Raw genomic sequence first — 17547 nt, forward strand, 5'->3', positions numbered from 1 at the left:
TGTTATGCTCCCTTATGGTCATTCTGCAATTCCTCGTCGTAGCCGCCGCATTCGCCATCATCGACGCCATCTGGCTCAAGACGATGAACCCGTTCTACCGCCGCCAGATTGGTGACCTGATGGCCGACAAGCCCAATCTAGGTTACGCGGTGGTGTTCTACGTGATCTACATTGCCGGGATCGTGTTCTTTGCCCTGACGCCAGCGCTCGACGGCGGCAGCTGGCTCAGCGCTGTGGGCTACGGTGCCGCGCTGGGCGTGTTTGGCTATGCCACCTACGATCTGACAAATGCCGCCACGCTCAGGACCTGGCCGCGGCAACTGATCGTGGTCGACATCCTCTGGGGTGCCGTGTTGACGGCGCTGGCCACGTTGGCCGGCTGGCTCGTCTTCCACACGAACTAGGACCTGCGCAGCGTCAGGATCTGTTCCGCGCGTCCAAACGGGCCTGTGACGTCATGCAACACCGTTGAGGTAAGCCCGATCCCGTCCGTACCGAACGTGACTTCGTTGTCCAGCCCAAGCCACTCCCCCTCCGGCTGCCGGTACATGTGGATCTGCAGGTCCAGGTTGGGGAAGGCGTAGCTGCCCTTGCCCGGCGGAACCCGGGCGGCGATGCCGTTCGCTGTGTCCACGAGGCCGACCAGCCGGGCAAGGTCGCCGCTGTCCGCCCGGTCTGTCAGTGGGTAGTCGGTGCGGAGCCAGACAGTTCCCGAGCCCGCCCGGTGGCCCTCGGCGATCCGCATGTGCAGTGAGGCGATGTAGCCGCCGGGCCAGACGGCCGCAGCGTCGTACGGCTCGCAGTCCTCCGGCGCCGGAATCCTGGGATCCTCGAAAGCCGCGATGGCGGACGTGTCAGAGGTGATCATTCGCCAGGCCGTGGCACGGATGGCAGTGCGGCCGCCGGCCACGAGCTCGGCCTGCACCAGTTCGATGGTCCGTCCCGGGCGCAGGGTGGAGGTCACGATCTCGAACTCTCCGCCGGGGATCAGCCCGAGGATTTCGTAGCTGAGCCGGGCCATGCGCATATCTTCGCGGGGCTCATGCCGGGCAAGGCAGTCGGCCATGATGCCGGACGCGGGGGCCATGTGCTGCTCGTGTTCGTTCCAGGCGCCTTGGGCGTGGATGGTGGAGCGGAACCGCCCGTCCCCCAGGACCTCGTAGTAGAAATCGCCCTCGGCAAGTTCCGGTAGTGCAGCAGTCAACGTCCGCCCTTTCGCATGGCTGGTGATTCCAGAACACACTATCCTGCCGCGCTTTCAGTGTTCCCGGCCGCTGTGTTTCCGGCTCCGATCCGGCGCGGACCCCGGACGCGCGTAGCGCTTGTTCCCACCCGATCCGCTCGGACTGGGTAGACTCGGGTGAGGTTTTAACGACTATTCACCGAAGAGGTGCTCCCCCTGCTTAGAGTCATCAGCTACAACCTCCGCAAGCACGCGGCCAGCGGCGAGCTGGTCGATCTGGCACGTGATTTCGAGATTGATGCTTTGTGCCTCCAGGAGTGCGACACGGACGATCTGCCGGAGACCATCGGGGATCTGCACCTGGCCGATTCCACCAAGGGCAACCGGCTGGGCCTGGCGATCTATTACCGCATGAGCCGTTTCACGGCCTACGAGACCAAGACCTTCGCCCTTAAGAAGTCCATGCACGACCGTGTCCTCTCCCCCGCACACGAGCGGCTCATCGGTACGCGGGTGACCGACAACGAGACCGACCACGGGCTTGTCATCGCGTCATTCCACGCTGCGCCGCTGACGGCGTCCAACTCACTTCGCCGGAACCAGATCCATGCCGCCCACGCCGAGCTGCTCAGCATGGGCGGCGGACTGATGTCCCTGATGGTGGGTGACTTCAACTATCCGTTCTTCACCAAGTCCCTGACAGCGCAGATGAAGGACGCCGGTTACGACCTCACAATGAGTGACCGACGCACCTACACCCGGTACAAAGTCTTCAAGGGCCATTTCGACTTCGCCACGTCCCAGGGCCTCGAGATCGAAAGCGTGGAAACCCTGGCCCGAGGCGCGTCGGATCACCTTCCCATCCTGATCACGGCTGAATATGGCCAGGATTTCAACGGCAACGGGGCGGCACCCGCGGCCAACTGACGGCCGCTCCTGGCGCTGCCGCTAGGAGCCCGCGTTGAAGACGTCCCCGCCGAAACTGTTCAGTCCCGGCGCCCCGGCGTACCCGAGGCGGGGAAGCGAGAAGGCGTCCTCGATGCTGGCCAGGAGGCTGAAGTGGTTGTAGGGCCGGTCCGACGTCGTGCCGCCCTTAATGAGCGGCGAGAGGACCAGGGCACCAATCCTGCCGCCTGCCGTCCCTCCGGGCAGCAGCCCTGAGGGCCCAACGGTCTTGCCCTCGGACTCATCGAAGGTGATCACCAGCATCCCGTCCTGCCGGAACGCCGGGGAGTCCAGGATGGCCGGGACCTGCTGGCTCAGCCAAGTGTCGGCGGCGGCCAGTCCGCCTGCGCTGCCGTCGACGCAGGGATTGTCGTGGCCGTCATTACAAAGATTGGGCGAGATGTAGGACAGGTTGGGGGTGGTGGCTACGGACTGGAGGTCACTGCGGAGTTCGCTGAAGTCCACCACGTTGCTCTGGCAGTCCGGTGACGAGGTGATGGCCTGGAAATACACGAACGGGTTGTGCCGCGTTGCGTACTGGTCACCCACCTTGGCGCCCTGGCTGGTGTCCTGCCCGCCGAGTTCGGGATGACGGCACGGCGTGCCCATGTCTTCCATGTAACCCTTCCAGGTCTTACCTGCGGCACTGAGCTGCCCGGCGACCGTGGGGACCGAGGCCGGATAGACGCAGCCGGCTCCCTCCGCCAGGCCGAGCGCGCCCGTCCCCGTCAGCTCAAACGCGGCGTAGGTGGGGCAGTCCTCCCTCGTCATGGCATTGGACGGCTGGCCGGAGATCTGGGCCAGGTAGTTCGGGTTCGAATTGTGGGCGACCCCGTAGTACTTGGAAAGCAGGACGCCCTGACTGCGAAGCGTCTGCGACAGGTAGGGGGCCTCCGAGCCTGCGCCCCACACCTTGTTGTAGCCCTTGTTCTCGAGATTGATGACAAACACGTGCCCGGGCTTCGACGCCGCGCCCGTCGTGGCGGTGCCCCCGGCAGTGGGAGCCGGGTTGCCGCCCGGCGGCCCCGGCTCGCACGCCGCTGCCGAGACCACCAGAACGGCTGCAACAAGCAGCCGCGCGGCGATTCGTCGATGATTTTTCGTGGCAGTCCGGCTCATGGATTCCGGCTTTCTGATTGACCTGTCAGCGTGGCCTTGGCGGCTTCAGTGTCTGCACTCTTTCACACCGCGGTCAAGAAATCCCGCGAGGACCCTGCACAGTTGCTGGGAATGAGTTCAGTAGTGAATGCTGTGGTGGTAGTTTGCACTCATGGGCGCACCATCGGATTCCATTCCGCTCCTGGACCTGAGTACCGCCAGGGGGCGGGACGGCACGTTTGACCCGGCGTTTATTGAGGCACTGCGCGACGCCACGCACCGGGTGGGCTTCTTCCAGCTGACCGGTTACGGGGCCTCTGCCGCCGAGGTGGATGAGCTCTTCGACGTCACGCGGAGGTTCTTCGAGCTTCCGCTGGAATCAAGGCTGGAACTGGACAACCGGCTCTCGCCCCATTTCCGCGGTTACACGCGGCTGGGCCACGAAATCACCCAGGGGCGGCCGGACGCGCGGGAGCAGCTGGATTTTGGACCGGAGCGCCCCGCTGTCGAGGACTACCCGCCGGAGCAGCCGTACTGGCTGGTCCAAGGACCGAACCTGCTGCCGGACCGGGCGTTGCCCGAGCTGCGCACCGTGTGCATGGCCTGGGCGGAACGGATGTCCCGCGTCGGGGCTGAATTGCTCAGCGCCATCGCCGTGTCGCTGGAACTGCCCGAAGAATACTTCGATGAACCCTTCCGGGACTCACCGGCCTGGATGGCCAAGTTGGTCCACTACGTCGGCGGCGTCGTCGCCGATGCCGGTCCGCAGGGTGTCGGCGCGCACGCGGACTACGGCTTCGTCACCTTATTGCTCCAGGACCAGGTCGGCGGCCTGCAGGTACTCCCGCCGGGCACCGACATCTGGATTCCGGTCGAACCCATTCCGGGCGCCCTGGTCATCAACCTGGGCGAAATGCTCGAAGTCGCGACCCAGGGCTACCTGGCCGCCACCATCCACCGCGTCGAGGCGCCCCCGGCCGGCGTAGACCGCTACACGGTGCCCTTCTTCTTCTCGCCCCGGCTCGACGCCGTCATTGAGCCAGTGCCCCTGCCTCCCGCACTCGCGGCCCGGTCCCGGGGGGTCACTGATGATCCGGAAAATCCGATGCTCGCGTCCTACGGCGCGAACGTGCTCAAAGGCTGGCTGCGGGCCCACCCCGAGGTTGCCCGGATTCATCACCCGGAACTGGTCCGGACCGCCGGGCAGGCCTGAACGGCAGCAACTCACGGCCAACGTGCCGGGAATGACGGGCCGCCGCGGGGCGGCCCGGCGGCATCCCCCGCTCAGGCCTGGCGCTGTTTCACGGCGCCGGCCAGGGCGGCCAGGCCCTTTTCGAAGTCGGCGCCGACCATCTTGTCCATGTTCATGAACAGGGCGAACACCTTGCCGATGCCCTTGTTCTCCCCGGTCATCGTCCATGTGACCTGAGTGCCGTCACCGGAGGGCGTGAACGTGAAGGAGGTGGGGTTGACCGCTTTGAAGGGCTTGGTGAACTCGAGACGGATCTTGATGTTGCGCGGCTCGGCCGTGTCCACGATTTCCATGGTGCCGGAGCCGGCCTTGCGGTTTCCGCTCCAGGTGTACTTGGCACCGACGCCGGAATCGCTGCCGGAGTAGCTCCGTTCCATGGCCGGATCAACGGCCTCCCAAGGGGACCATTTGGTCCATTCGTGGAAGCTGTTGACCAGCGGAAAGATGTCCTGCGCCGGGGCTGGAATGACTGCGCTGCGGGTAACTTCATAAGTAGACATGCGGCAATCCTAGGCGGTGACCGGCCCAACCGGACGCGGCTCCCCCGGTTTTCCGGGCCGGGATCCTCAGGCCGGGGTCCCTCCGGCAGTCCTTCAGGCGACGGCCTCATGGCGCAAGTATGGCCGCCGTCCAGCGGACGGTCACGATGTCTTTCGTCCCCTTTCCGCGGCGTCCGCGTCGACGCAGCCGAAGCCAGCCACTACGCTCAGGAAATGGGGATCATGCGCAAAGCCCTCGCCGCTGTGGTTGTGCTGATGGCCGGCCTTCTCGGCGGCGCCCCGGCCGCGCTCGCCACGACGCCGACCGCCGTCGTCGTCGAAGACCGCGCCGGGGTGTTGGACCAGCGGACGCTGCTGCCGGCGGTGCAGGCCACCGACTTTTATGAGCCCACCAAAGTTGCGGTCTACACCTATAACGGCACTGCCGCCGACAATCTGAACGAAGAAGTCCTGCGGTTCGCCCGTACCGAACATCCGGAATGGATCAGTGCCGACGGGCAGAAGTGGGCAGACGGCCTGTTCATCTTCGCCCTGGATCCGGTGGGCCGGCATGTGGGGACGTACATGGGTGAGGACCGGAAGGTCTCGCCCGAACAGCGCGAGGACATCCAGAACGCCGCCAAAGAGCTGCTTCGCGATGCGCAGTGGACCGAGGGCACCATTGCCGGGATCCGCCGCGGCGCCGAACTCATCAATCAGCCGTGGTACCGTTCCACAGCTTTCCTCGTCACAGTCTGGGCGGCGGTGGCCGCCGCGGTCTGCGCTGCCGCGGCGTGGCTGATCGTGCGGTGGCGGACCCGGGTGTCCAGCCGGAAGGAACTGGCCCGGGGCGACGCCAGCTACGCCAATGTCAGCATGGACCTGCAGGTGACCGAGCTCAACGCCAGCACCATTCCCGAGTCCTCCCGGTACGGGAGCACGGTGCTGGAAAAACACCGCACGTTCGTGAACCGCTACGGTACAGCCACCGAACTCTCCAACCATGTACACGCCCTCAGCAGCCGGGACCTGGGCCGCCGGCCCAACCTTAAACTGGTCCGGAGTTACGCCGACGCCGCGGCCGAACTCGACGCCCTGGACGACGTGATCGCCGATACCAATGCCTTGCTCAACCGAGGCTCGTCCTGGCCTGCCGCCTGGGACCGCCAGCTCGCGCCGTTCCGCAACGATCTGGACGGCGTGGAAGACCTGCTCAGCCAGCGCCGCGCCGAGGGAACCGCGGGGACGGCGGTGGCACTGCGGTCCTTCCGCGATGAAAGCCGGCGTGACATGGAGCGCTGGTCGGCGGAACTGGCGGACGGCTCCATCACACCCGAAACGGCGCTGGACCGGTTGCGTGACGCCCGGACCCACCTCTCGGAGCTGTTGAAAAATCACGCCGACACCCTGATCCAGGCCTTTGCCCGCAATGAGAAGGAAGCCGGGCTCATGCGCGAGGAAATGGACAGCGCGCAGGCGGGAACGAAGGCAAAATACGGCCGCACGTACGAGCCGAGCATCCTCGGAACGGTGTACCCGTCCTACTACTTCTTCTCGGTCCCGAGCTTCAACACCGGCTTCAGCAGCGGCGTCAGCAGTGTCAGCAGCGCGCGCGGCGGCGGCGCCACCACCGGGTACGGATCCAGCGGCGGAAGCTTTTCCGGGTCCGGGAGCTCCTCAAGTTTCTGAAGCTCCTCAAGTTTCTAGGGCCGATTTCCCGGGCCGCACTACCGGGGGCCACGCTCTCAGGGCCCGGTCCCGGGCCGTTCGACGACGAAATCACCACCGGGGAACATGATCGTCTCGTGTCCGTCGTCAAACCTGACGAGGTACGGCGGCGCACCGTCGGCTCCCCTCACTTCAAGGATCTGACCGTGCCGGTCCGTGGATTCGACCGTGGTCCCCCGGATGACGATGCGGTCCCCTGCGACTGCTTTCATGGCGATCACCTGTATCTCTATTGACGCCTGTGTGCCCGAAGATCATTATTGCTCTTGACGGCTGGGGGGCGCTATGGCTATCGGTTGAGGAGCCTCGCCGTGAATAAAATATGTGCAGTTGGCCAATCAGGAACAGCAGTAAGCATCGTCCTCCCAGAAACCGCTTGCGCGGCAGGGCCGCTGCACGGCCCGCTTCCCCCGTACCATCCCGGCGGCACACGCTACCGACGACGCCGGAGCGGCTTTAGTTCCGCTGGTCCAGGCAACCTTGCGGGGCCTGCGGGGTACCGGCCATGATGCGGGCAATCGTGCGCTGGACGCTGCAGTTCAGGCTCCTGGTCCTGGCAGCCGCCGCGGGAATCCTGGCTTTCGGGCTCACCAGCCTGCCGGGCATGTCCGTGGACGCCTTCCCGGAATTTGCCCCGCCCCAGGTGGAGATCCAGACCGAAGCCCTGGGACTGTCGGCCGCCGAGGTTGAGCAGCTCATTACCTCACCCATGGAAGCCGACCTGTTGAACGGGGTCGCCTGGGTGGAGGCCATCAGGTCCAAATCCGTCCCGGGCCTGTCCTCGATCCAGATGGTGTTCAAGCCGGGGACCGACCTCCTGCGCGCACGCCAGCTGGTCTCGGAACGGTTGACGCAGGCACGCGCACTGCCCAACGTTTCGGCGGCGCCCGTGCTGATGCAACCGCTGTCCTCGACCAGCCGGGTCATGATGATCCGGCTGACCTCCAAGAACATGTCGGCCATCGACATGTCAGTCCTGGCCCGCTGGACCATGAAACCCGGGCTCCTGGCCGTGCCAGGCGTCGCCAACGTGGCGATCTGGGGCCAGCGCGACCAGCAGCTCCAAGTCCTGGTGGATCCGGCGCAGCTCGAAGCCAAGGGTGTCACGCTGGACGAAATCATCAAGACGACCGGCAACTCCGTGTGGGTCTCGCCCCTGAGCTACCTGGAGGCGTCCACACCCGGCACCGGCGGCTTCTTCGAGACGGGCCACCAGCGGATCGGTGTCCAGCATGTCCTGCCGATCACCACGCCGGAGGACCTGGGCCAGGTCCCCGTCCAGGGTGCGCCCGGCAATCTCCTGCTCAAAGATGTGGCCACGGTGTCCACAGACCACCAGCCGCTGATCGGCGACGCCCTGCTGAGCAAGGAAGCCGAGTTGTTGCTCGTCATCGAGAAATTCCCGGAGACCAACACGATGGAGGTGACCCGGGGCGTTGACGAGGCCCTGCACGCACTCCAGCCCGGCCTGCCCGGGGTCGCGATAGATACCAGCGTCTACCGGCAGGCGTCCTTTATCGACGAAGAAATCGGGACGCTCGGCGCCGCCCTGCTCGTGACGCTGCTGCTCATTGTCGCCCTGTTTGGGGCGTTCTTCCGTTCCTGGCGCACCGCCTTGATCAGCCTGATCACGATCCCGGTGTCGCTGACCGCGGCGGCGCTGGTGCTCGACTGGCGCGGCACCGGGATGAACACCATGGTCCTGGCCGGCCTGGTGCTGGCACTGGCGGTCATCGTCGGAGACGTCGCGGAAGACCTCAGCGGCATCGCCCGGGCACGAAGGGCCGAGGCCAGGTCCCGCCGCGAAACGGCCGACGGCGGGACGGAGTCTACGCCGTCACAGGATAGGCAGCCACGTGATTCGGTGATCCCGGGCGCCCTGCGGGCAGCCCGCACGCCAATGCTCTACTCACTGCTGATCATGGCGTTGGCCCTCACGCCCGTGCTGTTCATCCCGGGTGAGAACGGCGCCCTGTTCGGACCCTTGGTGCAGAGCTACCTGATCGCCTTGGTTGTCTCGATGATCGTCGCCCTCACCGTCACGGCCGCCCTCGCGTTCGTCCTCCCCGCGGGTTCCAAGGCCCCGGAGCGGCGGTCCCTCAGGCGGCTTGAAGGCGCCTACGGCGGCCACGTGAAGCGCCTGGCAGGCAAAACCCGGTGGGTGTTCGCCGCCGCCGCCGTTGTGGCGCTGGCCGGACTGGCACTCGCACCCCAGTTGGCCGGAACCCATCCCGTGGTGCCCGTCCTCGCGGACAAAACCCTGGTGGTGCACTGGAGCGCGATCGCCGGAACCTCGGACCAGGAAATGAGCCGGATCACCGAGTCGGCAGCCGACGAACTTCGCACGGTGCCCGGCGTGGCCAACGTGGGCGGACACATCGGGCGCGCAATCACCTCCGATCAGGTCGGCGACGTCAGCTCCGGCGAGCTGTGGGTGACCGTTGCCCCCGACGCGTCTTACGCCGACACGGCCGCCGCCGTCGACCGCGTGATCGCGGGCTATGCGGGCCTGACCAGCAAAGTCTCCACCTATCCGCAGGAACGGATCGACCAGATCCGGGAAGAAGCCGACAGCGGCTTTGCCGTCCGGGTCTTCGGACTCGACCCGGCGATCCTGCGGCAGAAGGCGGCGGAGGTCCAAACAATCCTGGAGCACACGGCCGGGGTGGCTAATGCCCACGTCGATCTGCCCGCCGAACAGCCCATCGCCGAAGTCAAGGTGGACCTCGCCGCAGCCCAAAAGGCCGGCGTCGTCCCCGGCGACGTCCGACGCGCGGCAGCCGCCCTCCTGCAGGGCATTGAAGTCGGCAACCTCTACGAACAGCAGAAAGTCTTCTCCGTCATCGTCAAGGGCGCCGCGGCCACCCGCAGCAGCCTGGACAGCGTCCGCAACCTGATCATCGACACCCCCAACGGCGGGCACGCCCGCCTCGGCGACGTCGCACAGGTGACCATGGTGGGGAACGAATCCGTGATCCTGCACGATGACACCTCGCGCCGCATTGACGTGAAGGCCGACATCCAGGGGCGCCCGCTGGGAGACATCCAGCGTGACATCAACGCGGCCCTGCAGCAGATGCAGTTCCCGATGTCCTACCACGCCGAGATCCTCACCCAGTACGCCCAGCAGCAAAGCAATTACCAGTGGCTCTGGCTGCTCGCGGCAGTCGCCGCAGCCGGCATCCTGGTGCTGCTGCAAACGGCGACGGGGAGTTGGCGGCTCGCCGCCCCGCTCTTCCTGGGCCTGATCCTGGCAGTGTCCGGCGGCGTGCTGGCCGCCCAGGCCACCGGAGGCGTCAACGCCCTGGTCGCCCTGGTCGCCTTCGCCGCTGTCCTCGGTATCGCGGTCCGCGGCGCCCTCCTGCTGGCAGGCCACGTACGGGACCTGCGGGCAACCGACGCTGAGGCACCCTGGCCCGCGCTGGTGGTCCGCGGAAGCAGGGAGAGGCTCGGACCCGTCCTGATGTCCACCGTGATTACGGCCCTGGTGCTGTTGCCCCTGGTCCTGCTGGGCGGCGTCGTCGGAGCGGAAATTATCCTGCCGCTGGCCGTGATCATCTGGGGCGGCCTGCTGACAACAACCTTTTTCACCCTGTTTGTCGTGCCTGCTGTGCTGCTTCGGTTCGAGCCGCAGCAAGCACCCGGCGCGCCGGCGCGCCAGGGCACCGCTGCACCAACTGAAAGCCGGGATGCGTCATGAACTCCACACCTTCGCCGCGGGGCAACAAGGTCGCGGTTTTCATCACTGCGCTGATCGTGACGGCGTTCACGGCGCTCTCCGCTACAGGCTGCGCCCAGGCACCGGAGGCCGCACCGTCCGAAGGCGAACCGGCGGCGATCGCTGAAGTCCCGGGCACGGATCTTCACCGGCTCACCCTCACCGATCACGCCGTCGAACGGGTTGGGATCGCGACAGCGGTGATTGCTGTGGATCCCAAGACCGGGAAGCTCACCGCCCCCTATGGGGCCATCCTGTATGACAGCTCGGGCAAGGCATGGGTCTATACCAACCCTGAGCCCCGGGTCTACGTCCGCCAAGCGATCACAGTCCAGCGCATCAACGGCGACGTCGCCGTCCTGACGGACGGGCCGCCGGCAGGGACCGTCGTCGTCACGACAGGTGCCGAAGAACTTCTCGGCACCGAATTCGATACGGCCGAGTGACATGCGCTGGCTCATCGGGATCAGCCTCCGTTTCAAGACGGTTGTTGTCGCCCTCGCGTGCGCCGTGATGCTGCTCGGTTCCCTGCAGCTGGGCGCCGCCTCCGTGGATGTCTTCCCGGAATTCGCCCCGCCGCGAGTCGAAATCCAGACCGCATGCCTCGGGTTGACCGCCCAGGAAGTCGAAGAGCTCGTCAGTGTGCCGATCGAGGCCGCGGTGAGCGGGATGCCGGGCCTGGACGAGATACGGTCCAAGTCCGTGCCCCAGCTGTCTTCGATCGTGCTGCTCTTCCACCAGGGCACTGACCTGCTCAACGCCCGTCAGCTCGTGTCGGAACGGATGGCGTCGGTGACCGCGGCGCTGCCGACGTGGGCGGCCCCGCCGGTGATGCTGCAGCCGCTGTCCGCGACCAGCCGCGTGATGAAGATCGGGATGACGTCGTCGGAACATTCGCTCATTGAAATGTCCATGCTGTCCTACTGGACCATCCGGGCCCGTCTGCTGCGGGTCCCCGGGGTGGCCAACGTGGCCATCTGGGGCGAGCGGCTCCAGATGCTCCAGGTCCAGGTGGAGCCTGACAAGCTCAAGGCCCAGAACGTCTCCCTCAACCAGGTCATGGAAGTTACCGCCGGCGCCCTCGACGCCGGGCTGCTGAAGTACTCGCCCGGACGCTTCATCGGCACCGGCGGCTTCATTGACAGTCCGACCCAGCGGATGGGCGTCCGCCACGTCCAGCCGATCCAGACGCCCGAGGATCTGGCCCAGGTGACGATTCGGGAAAAGGACGGCGTGGCGCTGCACCTGGGCGACGTTGCCCAGGTTGTCGAGGACCATCAGCCGCTGATTGGTGACGCCGTGATCAACAACGGCCACGGGCTCATGCTGATCGTCGAGAAGCTGCCCTGGGGCAACACCCTGGACGTGACCAAAGGCGTGGAGGAAGCCCTCCACGAGCTGCAGCCGGGCCTGAGCGGCATCAACTTCGACACCACGATCTTCCGGCCCGCCAGCTTCGTCGAGGAGGCGATCTCCAACCTCAGCATCGCGCTGCTGCTGGGCTGCCTGCTGGTGGTCATGATCCTCGTCGCGTTCCTCTTCCAGTGGCGCACGGCCCTGATCAGCATCATCGCCATTCCGTTGTCCCTGCTCACAGCCGCACTGGTGCTTTACTTCACGTCCAGCTCCATCAACACGATGGTCCTGGCGGGGCTGGTCATTGCGGTGGGCGTCGTGGTAGATGACGCGATCATCGACGTCGAGAACATCATGCGCCGCCTGCGGCAGCGACGCGCCCGGGGCAGCGACGAATCTGCGGCATCGGTGGTCTTGAAGGCCTCCCTGGAGATGCGCAGCCCGATCGTTTACGCGACCCTGATCATTGTGGTCGCCGCCGTACCGATCTTCTTCCTGGACGGTCTGACCGGCGTCTTCTTCCGGCCGCTGGCCGTCTCCTACACCCTGGCTGTCCTGGCCTCGATGTTCGTGGCGCTGACAGTGACGCCGGCTCTTGCCCTGATTCTGCTGGGCAACGCCAAACTGGAAGAACGCGACGCGCCGCTGGTCCGTGTGCTCAAACGCGGCTACCACGCCGCCCTGTCCAAGGCCATGAACCGGCCCCGGTTCGGCTACGCGGGCTTTGGCGTGCTGGCGGTGGTGGGCCTGGTCCTCGCTCCCCTGATGGGTTCGTCCCTGTTCCCCACGTTCAAGGAACGGGACTTCCTGATGCACTGGATCTCCGAACCGGGAACGTCTGCCGCCGAAGAATTCAGGATTTCCCAGCGCGGCTGTGAGGAGTTCCTCAAGGTCCCCGGCGTCCTGAACTGCGGCACACACATCGGGCAGGCATTCGCCGCGGACGAGATCGTCGGTGTCAATGCCGGCGAACACTGGATCAGCATCGACCGCCACGCCGACTACGACGCGACCGTGGCCGCCGTGGAGGAAGTGGTCAACGGCTACCCGGGGCTGCACCGCGACGTCCAGACCTATCTGAAGGAGCGGATTGAAGAGGTCATCACCGGCGCCAGCGAACCCATCCTGGTCCGGGTCTACGGAGACGACCTCAATGTGCTCCGGGAACAGGCGCAACGGGTCAAGACCATCATGGACTCGATCGAGGGCACCGAGGACCCGCATGTGTCCCTTGAGGTGGAAGTCCCCCAGATTGCCGTGACGGTTGACCTGGCCGCGGCGCAGAAGTACGGCCTCAAACCGGGCGATGTCCGGCGCGCGGCCGCGACACTCGTGGCAGGCGAGGAGGTCGGCGACGTCTTCCGGGACGGCCGGGCCTACGACGTCCAGGTCTGGAGCACCCCGGCCACCCGCTCCTCCGTCACCAGCATCGAGGATCTCCCCATCGATACGCCCAGCGGAGCGCGGGTTCGCCTCGCCGACGTCGCGGACGTGAGCCTGCAGGCGACGCCGAACCAGATCGACCGCACCAACGGATCCCGCCGCGTCGAGGTGGGATCCTTCCTGGCCAACGGCGCGGACATGGGAACGGTGGTCGGTGAGTTGAAATCGCGGCTGGAGAGCCTTGACCTCCCCACCGGCTACAGCGTGCAACTGCTCGGCGAATACACCGAACGCGAGGCGGCAACCAACCGCCTGATGATCTACTCCGCGGCGGCACTTGTCCTGATCCTGCTGCTGCTGCAGGCGTCCTTCCGCAGCTGGCGGCTGGCTGTCCTGTCGCTCCTGACGCTGCCGGTAGCCCTGGTGGGCGGGGTCATAGCCGCCTACCTGACCGGCGGCGTCCTGTCCCTCGGGTCCCTCGTCGGCTTCCTCACGGTGATGGGGATCGCCGCGCGCAACGGCATCCTGCTGATCAACCACTGCCAGCATCTGGAAACCTATGAAGGCCAAACCTTCGGCCGCGACCTGGTGATGCGCGGGGCAGCGGAGCGGCTCTCGCCCATCCTCATGACCACCCTGGCCACCGGGCTTGCCCTGGTACCCCTGGTGGTCATGGGCAACATCCCGGGCCACGAAATTGAACACCCCATGGCCGTGGTTATCCTGGGCGGCCTGGTCACGTCCACCCTGCTCAACCTGTTCATCGTGCCCTCGCTCTATCTCCGGTTCGCCAAGTCCAGGAAGACCCGGGACAGGGAACGCGCTGCCGCCGGGCCGGTGGCCGTCTAAAGGTGGCCGTCTAACAGCGGGCCGGCGTCAGAACAACGCGGCGGTCACGGTCCGGGTGAGCTGCTGAATGATCTGGGTGCGGGGGCCCATATCGGAGTAATTCCTGCCGCGGGTGTACACGACGAACACAAAGGCCCGGCCGTCCTTGTCCAGGACGGCCGCGTCATGCAGGTTTCCGAACAGCAGCCCGTACTTGTGGTGAACCCCTACCCCGGGCGGAACCGCCGGCGGGATCAGTGTTTCAAAGTTGGTGTTCTGCATATAGGACAGGAGCTGGGCGCTGTTGCGGGCATTGAGCAGCTGCCCCGTGTAGAGCAGCTGGAGGGTCCTGGCCATTTCTGCGGGAGTCAGCAGGTTGACCGTGCGGTCGTAGGTGATTCCGATCGAGGCGGCGTAATCCGTGATGCCCCGCTGGCCGACCGCCCGCAGGATCAGCGCCCACGAATCGTTGTTGCTCTGCTGGACCATCCGGCGGATCTGGGTGCCGGCCGTCGAGTTGCCCATGGGGGCGGTCAGCGAGGCGCGGCCGGTCTCAACGAGGTGGTAATACGCCGACGCGGCCAGGATCTTTGCCGTGCTGGCGGCCACAAACTTATCCTGGGCCCCATAGCCGTGGACCACGCCGTCGGAGACATCGATCAAGGACACCCCCAGGGCATAGGCACTGTTGGCCGCGATGATCTCGTTGATCTGGCTGTCCAGTTCCGGGTCAATGGCCGGGACCGCGACGGCAGGCACGGCGGCTACCTCAGCGGGCTTCCCGGCGGCCGCCGAGACGGCGCCCGCCGCGGGCGAAGCAGTCCCGGGCGAGGCAGTTGCGGGCAGGTCAGATGCCGGCGGAACGGACCGGCCGGCATCTGCGGCCGGCTCCGTCGGCGTCGCCGCAGCGGCCGGCGGGTCAACCGGTAGCGCCGCCTGGACGCCGGCATAGACGCCGGCAGCCACAAGGGCCAGCGCGACGGCGGCCGCCGTCAGATTCTGTCGCCGGATCCTCCCCTCACGCCGGGCGAGGGACCGCGGACCGGGCTTGGATCCGTCGTTGGCCCGGTGCCCGCCGGAGCGGTAGTGGCGCGGCGCCGGCTCAGGCTTACGGAGCGGCCCCGTGCTGTTGTTCGAATCGTTCGCAGGCATCATTTTTCCCCGAAGGTGACTGACCGGGTTGGGGCCATAGACTTCCAGCATTCTTCCCGCTGGCGGCTTCCCGCGCAAGGGTACGTCTCCGGGAAAAGGTGGGTCTGCCATCCGAAACGGCGGCGTACGCTGGTGAAAACGTAAGGAGTGGAGATGCGCAAAATCATCCTGGCCATGCAGATGTCCCTCGACGGATTCTTCGAGGGCCCGGACCGCGACATCAGCTGGCACATGGTCGACGACGAGCTGCACCGCCATTTCAACCAACAGCTCAGCACCATGGGTGCCTTCCTTGACGGCCGGGTCACGTACGAGCTGATGGAAGGGTTCTGGCCCTCCGCGGACCAGGACCCGGCAGCCGCCGCAGTGATGGCCGAGTTCGCCCGGATCTGGCGGGACATGCCCAAGATCGTCTACTCCCGGACGCTGACATCCGCCGCCTGGAACACCACCGTGGTCCGGGATGTGGTGCCGGAAGAAGTGCTGGCCCTGAAAGAGCTGCCGGGCGGGGACCTGGCCCTCGGCGGGGCAGAACTGGCCGACACTTTCCGGCGGCTCGGGCTGATCGACGAATACTGGCTGTATGTCCATCCGGTCCTGATCGGACGGGGCCGCCCGCTGTTCAAGGCTGCGGACAGCGAAGCCCAGCTCCGGCTGCTGGAGACGCGCGCCTTCGGCAACGGGGTAACGTTGTTGCGCTACGCCGCGTAGCCGGCACGGCGCAGCCGGGCGTGCGGCACCCCGCTGCAGCCGGCGTCGCGTCACTTTCTTAAGCGTTTCTTAAACGGTTGGCGGAAGAGTTGGAGTCGTCGCCTGTCCGGGCGCCCTTGTCCCGAGCCGGAGGATCCCATGACTGGACCTGCCCCTGTTAAGAGCGATGCGCCACTCGGCGGTGCTGGAGCACTCAGCCGAAGTGGAGCACCAAGCCGTCCCGGCGCCGTGCGCCCCGCCGCGGGTCCGCGGCTGTGGGAACTCCCCCAGGCCCGCCACTGGTTGGTGCTGGGCGTCCTGCTGTCCGGCGTCGTCGTGGCATTGGGCCTGGCGGCGCAGCTGACACCCGGTTTCAGTGCCGCCGAGCTCGGGGTCGATCAGGACCTGAGCCAGCACCACGCCGCCGTCCTGACCGCCGTCGCGATGGCGCTGAATGTCGTGTTCGGCCCGGTGGCGGGCCTCGCGCTGATCGGCGCCGCGGCGCTGTACATCTGGGTGTTCGGCGGCGGTCTGGCCAAGGCGGTTGCTTCCGGCCTCGTGGCATCATCGGGCTGGGTGGCGAGTGAATTCTTCAAGCTCCTCGTGGCCCGCCAGCGGCCCAGCCCTGCCCTGCTGTTCGATCCCCTGGCTCCGGAAACGGGTTCCAACAGCTTCCCGAGCGGCCACGTGTCCTTTGCGGTGGCACTGGGATTCGCACTGTACTTCCTCGCTCGAGGAACCCGCTGGGCCAAGATCACGGCCGTCGCGGCGGCGGTGATGGCCCTCGTCGTAGCCTGGTCACGGCTGTACATCGGCGTCCACTACCCCACGGATGTCGCGGCGTCGTTCCTGGCCTCGAGCGCGGCCGTGGTGCTGGTCGCGGGTCTGTGGAACCTTCTCGCGCCGCGGACAGCGGAGCGGATTCGTGCCCGTTCGGGCAGCCGGCCGCTGGGCGCCGAGGAGAAAGGCGCGGAGGAGAAATGAGAATGGCCGCCCTGGACGTTTTTGCCGCCCTTCCGGCCGTCCACGCCACCGGGACACTGTCCCTGCTGGACCCGGCAAGCCTGCTCGCCGGGTTGGGCCCGGCCGCCCTGGGTGTGATCGCGGCGATGGTCTTCATCGAGTCGGGCGTGCTCTTTCCCTTCCTGCCCGGCGACTCCCTGTTGTTCACCGCAGGCCTTCTGCACCAGCAGCTGCAACTGACGTTGCCCGTGCTGATCGGCGTCGTCACCGCGGCCGCGGTCGCCGGGGACCAGGTCGGCTACATGCTCGGACGGACCTTTGGCCGGCGATGGTTCAAGGACGACGCCCGGATCCTGAAGACAGCCCACCTGACCGCCACGGAGGACTTCTTCCGGCGCCACGGCGGGGCCGCCGTCGTGCTGGCCCGCTTCGTCCCCATGGTCAGGACGTTTGCTCCGCTGACCGCCGGAACCGCGCGCTATGACTACAAGTCCTTCACCCTGTGGAATATCACCGGCGCCGTCGCGTGGGCGGCCTCCGTGACGATGCTTGGCACCTGGCTGGGGCACTTTGACATCATCGCCAGGAATATCGACGCCATCGTCGTGGCCATGGTGCTCGTCTCCGTCGTGCCGGGGGTGGTCCAGCTCCTCAAACGCCGCCGGAACTCCGGCGGCGCAGCCGCACCCGCAGCCAAAGCCGCCGGCGACACGGCAGAAGAACCCGGGGCCGCACTGCGGGCTGAGGAAATGGCCGCGGAAGAATAGCTGAC

At 66.4% G+C, this 17547-nt stretch carries 15 protein-coding genes; 10 read left to right on the forward strand and 5 right to left on the reverse strand.

Annotation, left to right across the window (positions count from 1 at the left end; translation table 11 throughout):
* Positions 1-14: 14 nt before the first annotated feature.
* Entirely contained in the window at positions 15-404 is a 390-nt protein-coding gene (locus B5X90_RS14670) for a DUF2177 family protein (protein ID WP_079554284.1), read from the forward strand.
* Here B5X90_RS14670 and B5X90_RS14675 read toward each other — a convergent pair.
* Positions 401-1204, reverse strand: a complete 804-nt coding sequence (locus B5X90_RS14675; protein WP_079554286.1) for a thioesterase family protein — start codon at positions 1202-1204, stop codon at positions 401-403. The genes B5X90_RS14670 and B5X90_RS14675 overlap by 4 nt on opposite strands.
* Before the next feature lie 186 nt (positions 1205-1390).
* On the opposite strand from B5X90_RS14675, the gene B5X90_RS14680 reads away from it, so the two are divergent.
* Positions 1391-2110, forward strand: a complete 720-nt coding sequence (locus B5X90_RS14680) for an endonuclease/exonuclease/phosphatase family protein (RefSeq protein ID WP_256860254.1) — start codon at positions 1391-1393, stop codon at positions 2108-2110.
* Positions 2111-2131: 21 nt separating this feature from the next.
* Here B5X90_RS14680 and B5X90_RS14685 read toward each other — a convergent pair whose 3' ends face one another.
* Positions 2132-3247: an alkaline phosphatase family protein gene (locus B5X90_RS14685; protein ID WP_256860255.1), complete on the reverse strand. Its 1116-nt coding sequence runs from the start codon at positions 3245-3247 to the stop codon at positions 2132-2134.
* A gap of 151 nt (positions 3248-3398) precedes the next feature.
* Here B5X90_RS14685 and B5X90_RS14690 point away from each other — a divergent pair, with 151 nt between their 5' ends.
* Positions 3399-4439, forward strand: coding sequence for an isopenicillin N synthase family dioxygenase (locus B5X90_RS14690; protein ID WP_079554288.1), 1041 nt, complete (start codon positions 3399-3401; stop codon positions 4437-4439).
* 71 nt (positions 4440-4510) lie between these two features.
* On the opposite strand, the gene B5X90_RS14695 is transcribed toward B5X90_RS14690, so the two are convergent.
* Entirely contained in the window at positions 4511-4978 is a 468-nt protein-coding gene (locus B5X90_RS14695) for an SRPBCC family protein (protein ID WP_079554290.1), read from the reverse strand.
* 213 nt (positions 4979-5191) lie between these two features.
* Between B5X90_RS14695 and B5X90_RS14700 the strand changes: the two genes are divergently transcribed.
* The gene (locus B5X90_RS14700; protein ID WP_079554292.1) at positions 5192-6646 is read left to right on the forward strand and encodes a DUF5129 domain-containing protein; all 1455 of its coding nucleotides are present in this window, start codon (positions 5192-5194) and stop codon (positions 6644-6646) included.
* 56 nt (positions 6647-6702) lie between these two features.
* Here the strand turns inward: B5X90_RS14700 and B5X90_RS14705 are convergent, their stop codons facing one another.
* The gene (locus B5X90_RS14705; protein WP_079554356.1) at positions 6703-6897 is read right to left on the reverse strand and encodes a DUF1918 domain-containing protein; all 195 of its coding nucleotides are present in this window, start codon (positions 6895-6897) and stop codon (positions 6703-6705) included.
* A 293-nt stretch (positions 6898-7190) separates the two neighbouring features.
* On the opposite strand from B5X90_RS14705, the gene B5X90_RS14710 reads away from it, so the two are divergent.
* From B5X90_RS14710 to B5X90_RS14720, 3 genes are read left to right on the forward strand one after another with little or no spacing between them, the layout of a single operon-like run.
* Positions 7191-10385: an efflux RND transporter permease subunit gene (locus tag B5X90_RS14710; RefSeq protein ID WP_256860256.1), complete on the forward strand. Its 3195-nt coding sequence runs from the start codon at positions 7191-7193 to the stop codon at positions 10383-10385.
* Positions 10382-10849 carry a hypothetical protein gene (locus B5X90_RS14715; RefSeq protein WP_028276172.1) on the forward strand — a complete coding sequence of 156 codons (468 nt, stop codon included), beginning with the start codon at positions 10382-10384 and terminating at the stop codon, positions 10847-10849. Before B5X90_RS14710 ends, B5X90_RS14715 begins: the two co-directional genes overlap by 4 nt.
* Position 10850: 1 nt before the next feature.
* A complete protein-coding gene (locus tag B5X90_RS14720; protein ID WP_079554294.1) occupies positions 10851-13991 on the forward strand; it encodes an efflux RND transporter permease subunit in 3141 nt (1046 codons plus the stop codon).
* Between the two features lie 27 nt (positions 13992-14018).
* Here the strand turns inward: B5X90_RS14720 and B5X90_RS21695 are convergent, their stop codons facing one another.
* Entirely contained in the window at positions 14019-15125 is a 1107-nt protein-coding gene (locus B5X90_RS21695; RefSeq protein ID WP_256860257.1) for a serine hydrolase, read from the reverse strand.
* 150 nt (positions 15126-15275) lie between these two features.
* Here B5X90_RS21695 and B5X90_RS14730 point away from each other — a divergent pair, with 150 nt between their 5' ends.
* The 3 genes from B5X90_RS14730 to B5X90_RS14740 all read left to right on the forward strand — a co-directional run bounded on the left by B5X90_RS14730 (position 15276) and on the right by B5X90_RS14740 (position 17542).
* Positions 15276-15833, forward strand: a complete 558-nt coding sequence (locus B5X90_RS14730) for a dihydrofolate reductase family protein (protein WP_079554296.1) — start codon at positions 15276-15278, stop codon at positions 15831-15833.
* A 138-nt stretch (positions 15834-15971) separates the two neighbouring features.
* A complete protein-coding gene (locus B5X90_RS14735) occupies positions 15972-16796 on the forward strand; it encodes a phosphatase PAP2 family protein (RefSeq protein ID WP_256860258.1) in 825 nt (274 codons plus the stop codon).
* 2 nt (positions 16797-16798) lie between these two features.
* Positions 16799-17542 (forward strand): DedA family protein, encoded by a 744-nt coding sequence (locus tag B5X90_RS14740; protein ID WP_079554298.1) that lies wholly within the window; start codon positions 16799-16801, stop codon positions 17540-17542.
* The last annotated feature ends 5 nt before the right edge of the window (positions 17543-17547 follow it).

Source organism: Arthrobacter sp. 49Tsu3.1M3 (genome assembly GCF_900168135.1).
Classification (GTDB): domain Bacteria; phylum Actinomycetota; class Actinomycetes; order Actinomycetales; family Micrococcaceae; genus Arthrobacter.

What these genes read in the sequence shown, in the direction of transcription:
- B5X90_RS14670 (WP_079554284.1), top strand. Translation starts at nt 15, where the DNA reads ATGGTCATTCTGCAATTCCTCGTCGTAGCCGCCGCATTCGCCATCATC.
- B5X90_RS14685 (WP_256860255.1), bottom strand. Translation starts at nt 3,247, where the DNA reads ATGAGCCGGACTGCCACGAAAAATCATCGACGAATCGCCGCGCGGCTG.
- B5X90_RS14690 (WP_079554288.1), top strand. Translation starts at nt 3,399, where the DNA reads ATGGGCGCACCATCGGATTCCATTCCGCTCCTGGACCTGAGTACCGCC.
- B5X90_RS14695 (WP_079554290.1), bottom strand. Translation starts at nt 4,978, where the DNA reads ATGTCTACTTATGAAGTTACCCGCAGCGCAGTCATTCCAGCCCCGGCG.
- B5X90_RS14700 (WP_079554292.1), top strand. Translation starts at nt 5,192, where the DNA reads ATGGGGATCATGCGCAAAGCCCTCGCCGCTGTGGTTGTGCTGATGGCC.
- B5X90_RS14705 (WP_079554356.1), bottom strand. Translation starts at nt 6,897, where the DNA reads ATGAAAGCAGTCGCAGGGGACCGCATCGTCATCCGGGGGACCACGGTC.
- B5X90_RS14710 (WP_256860256.1), top strand. Translation starts at nt 7,191, where the DNA reads ATGATGCGGGCAATCGTGCGCTGGACGCTGCAGTTCAGGCTCCTGGTC.
- B5X90_RS14715 (WP_028276172.1), top strand. Translation starts at nt 10,382, where the DNA reads ATGAACTCCACACCTTCGCCGCGGGGCAACAAGGTCGCGGTTTTCATC.
- B5X90_RS14720 (WP_079554294.1), top strand. Translation starts at nt 10,851, where the DNA reads ATGCGCTGGCTCATCGGGATCAGCCTCCGTTTCAAGACGGTTGTTGTC.
- B5X90_RS21695 (WP_256860257.1), bottom strand. Translation starts at nt 15,125, where the DNA reads ATGATGCCTGCGAACGATTCGAACAACAGCACGGGGCCGCTCCGTAAG.
- B5X90_RS14730 (WP_079554296.1), top strand. Translation starts at nt 15,276, where the DNA reads ATGCGCAAAATCATCCTGGCCATGCAGATGTCCCTCGACGGATTCTTC.
- B5X90_RS14735 (WP_256860258.1), top strand. Translation starts at nt 15,972, where the DNA reads ATGACTGGACCTGCCCCTGTTAAGAGCGATGCGCCACTCGGCGGTGCT.
- B5X90_RS14740 (WP_079554298.1), top strand. Translation starts at nt 16,799, where the DNA reads ATGGCCGCCCTGGACGTTTTTGCCGCCCTTCCGGCCGTCCACGCCACC.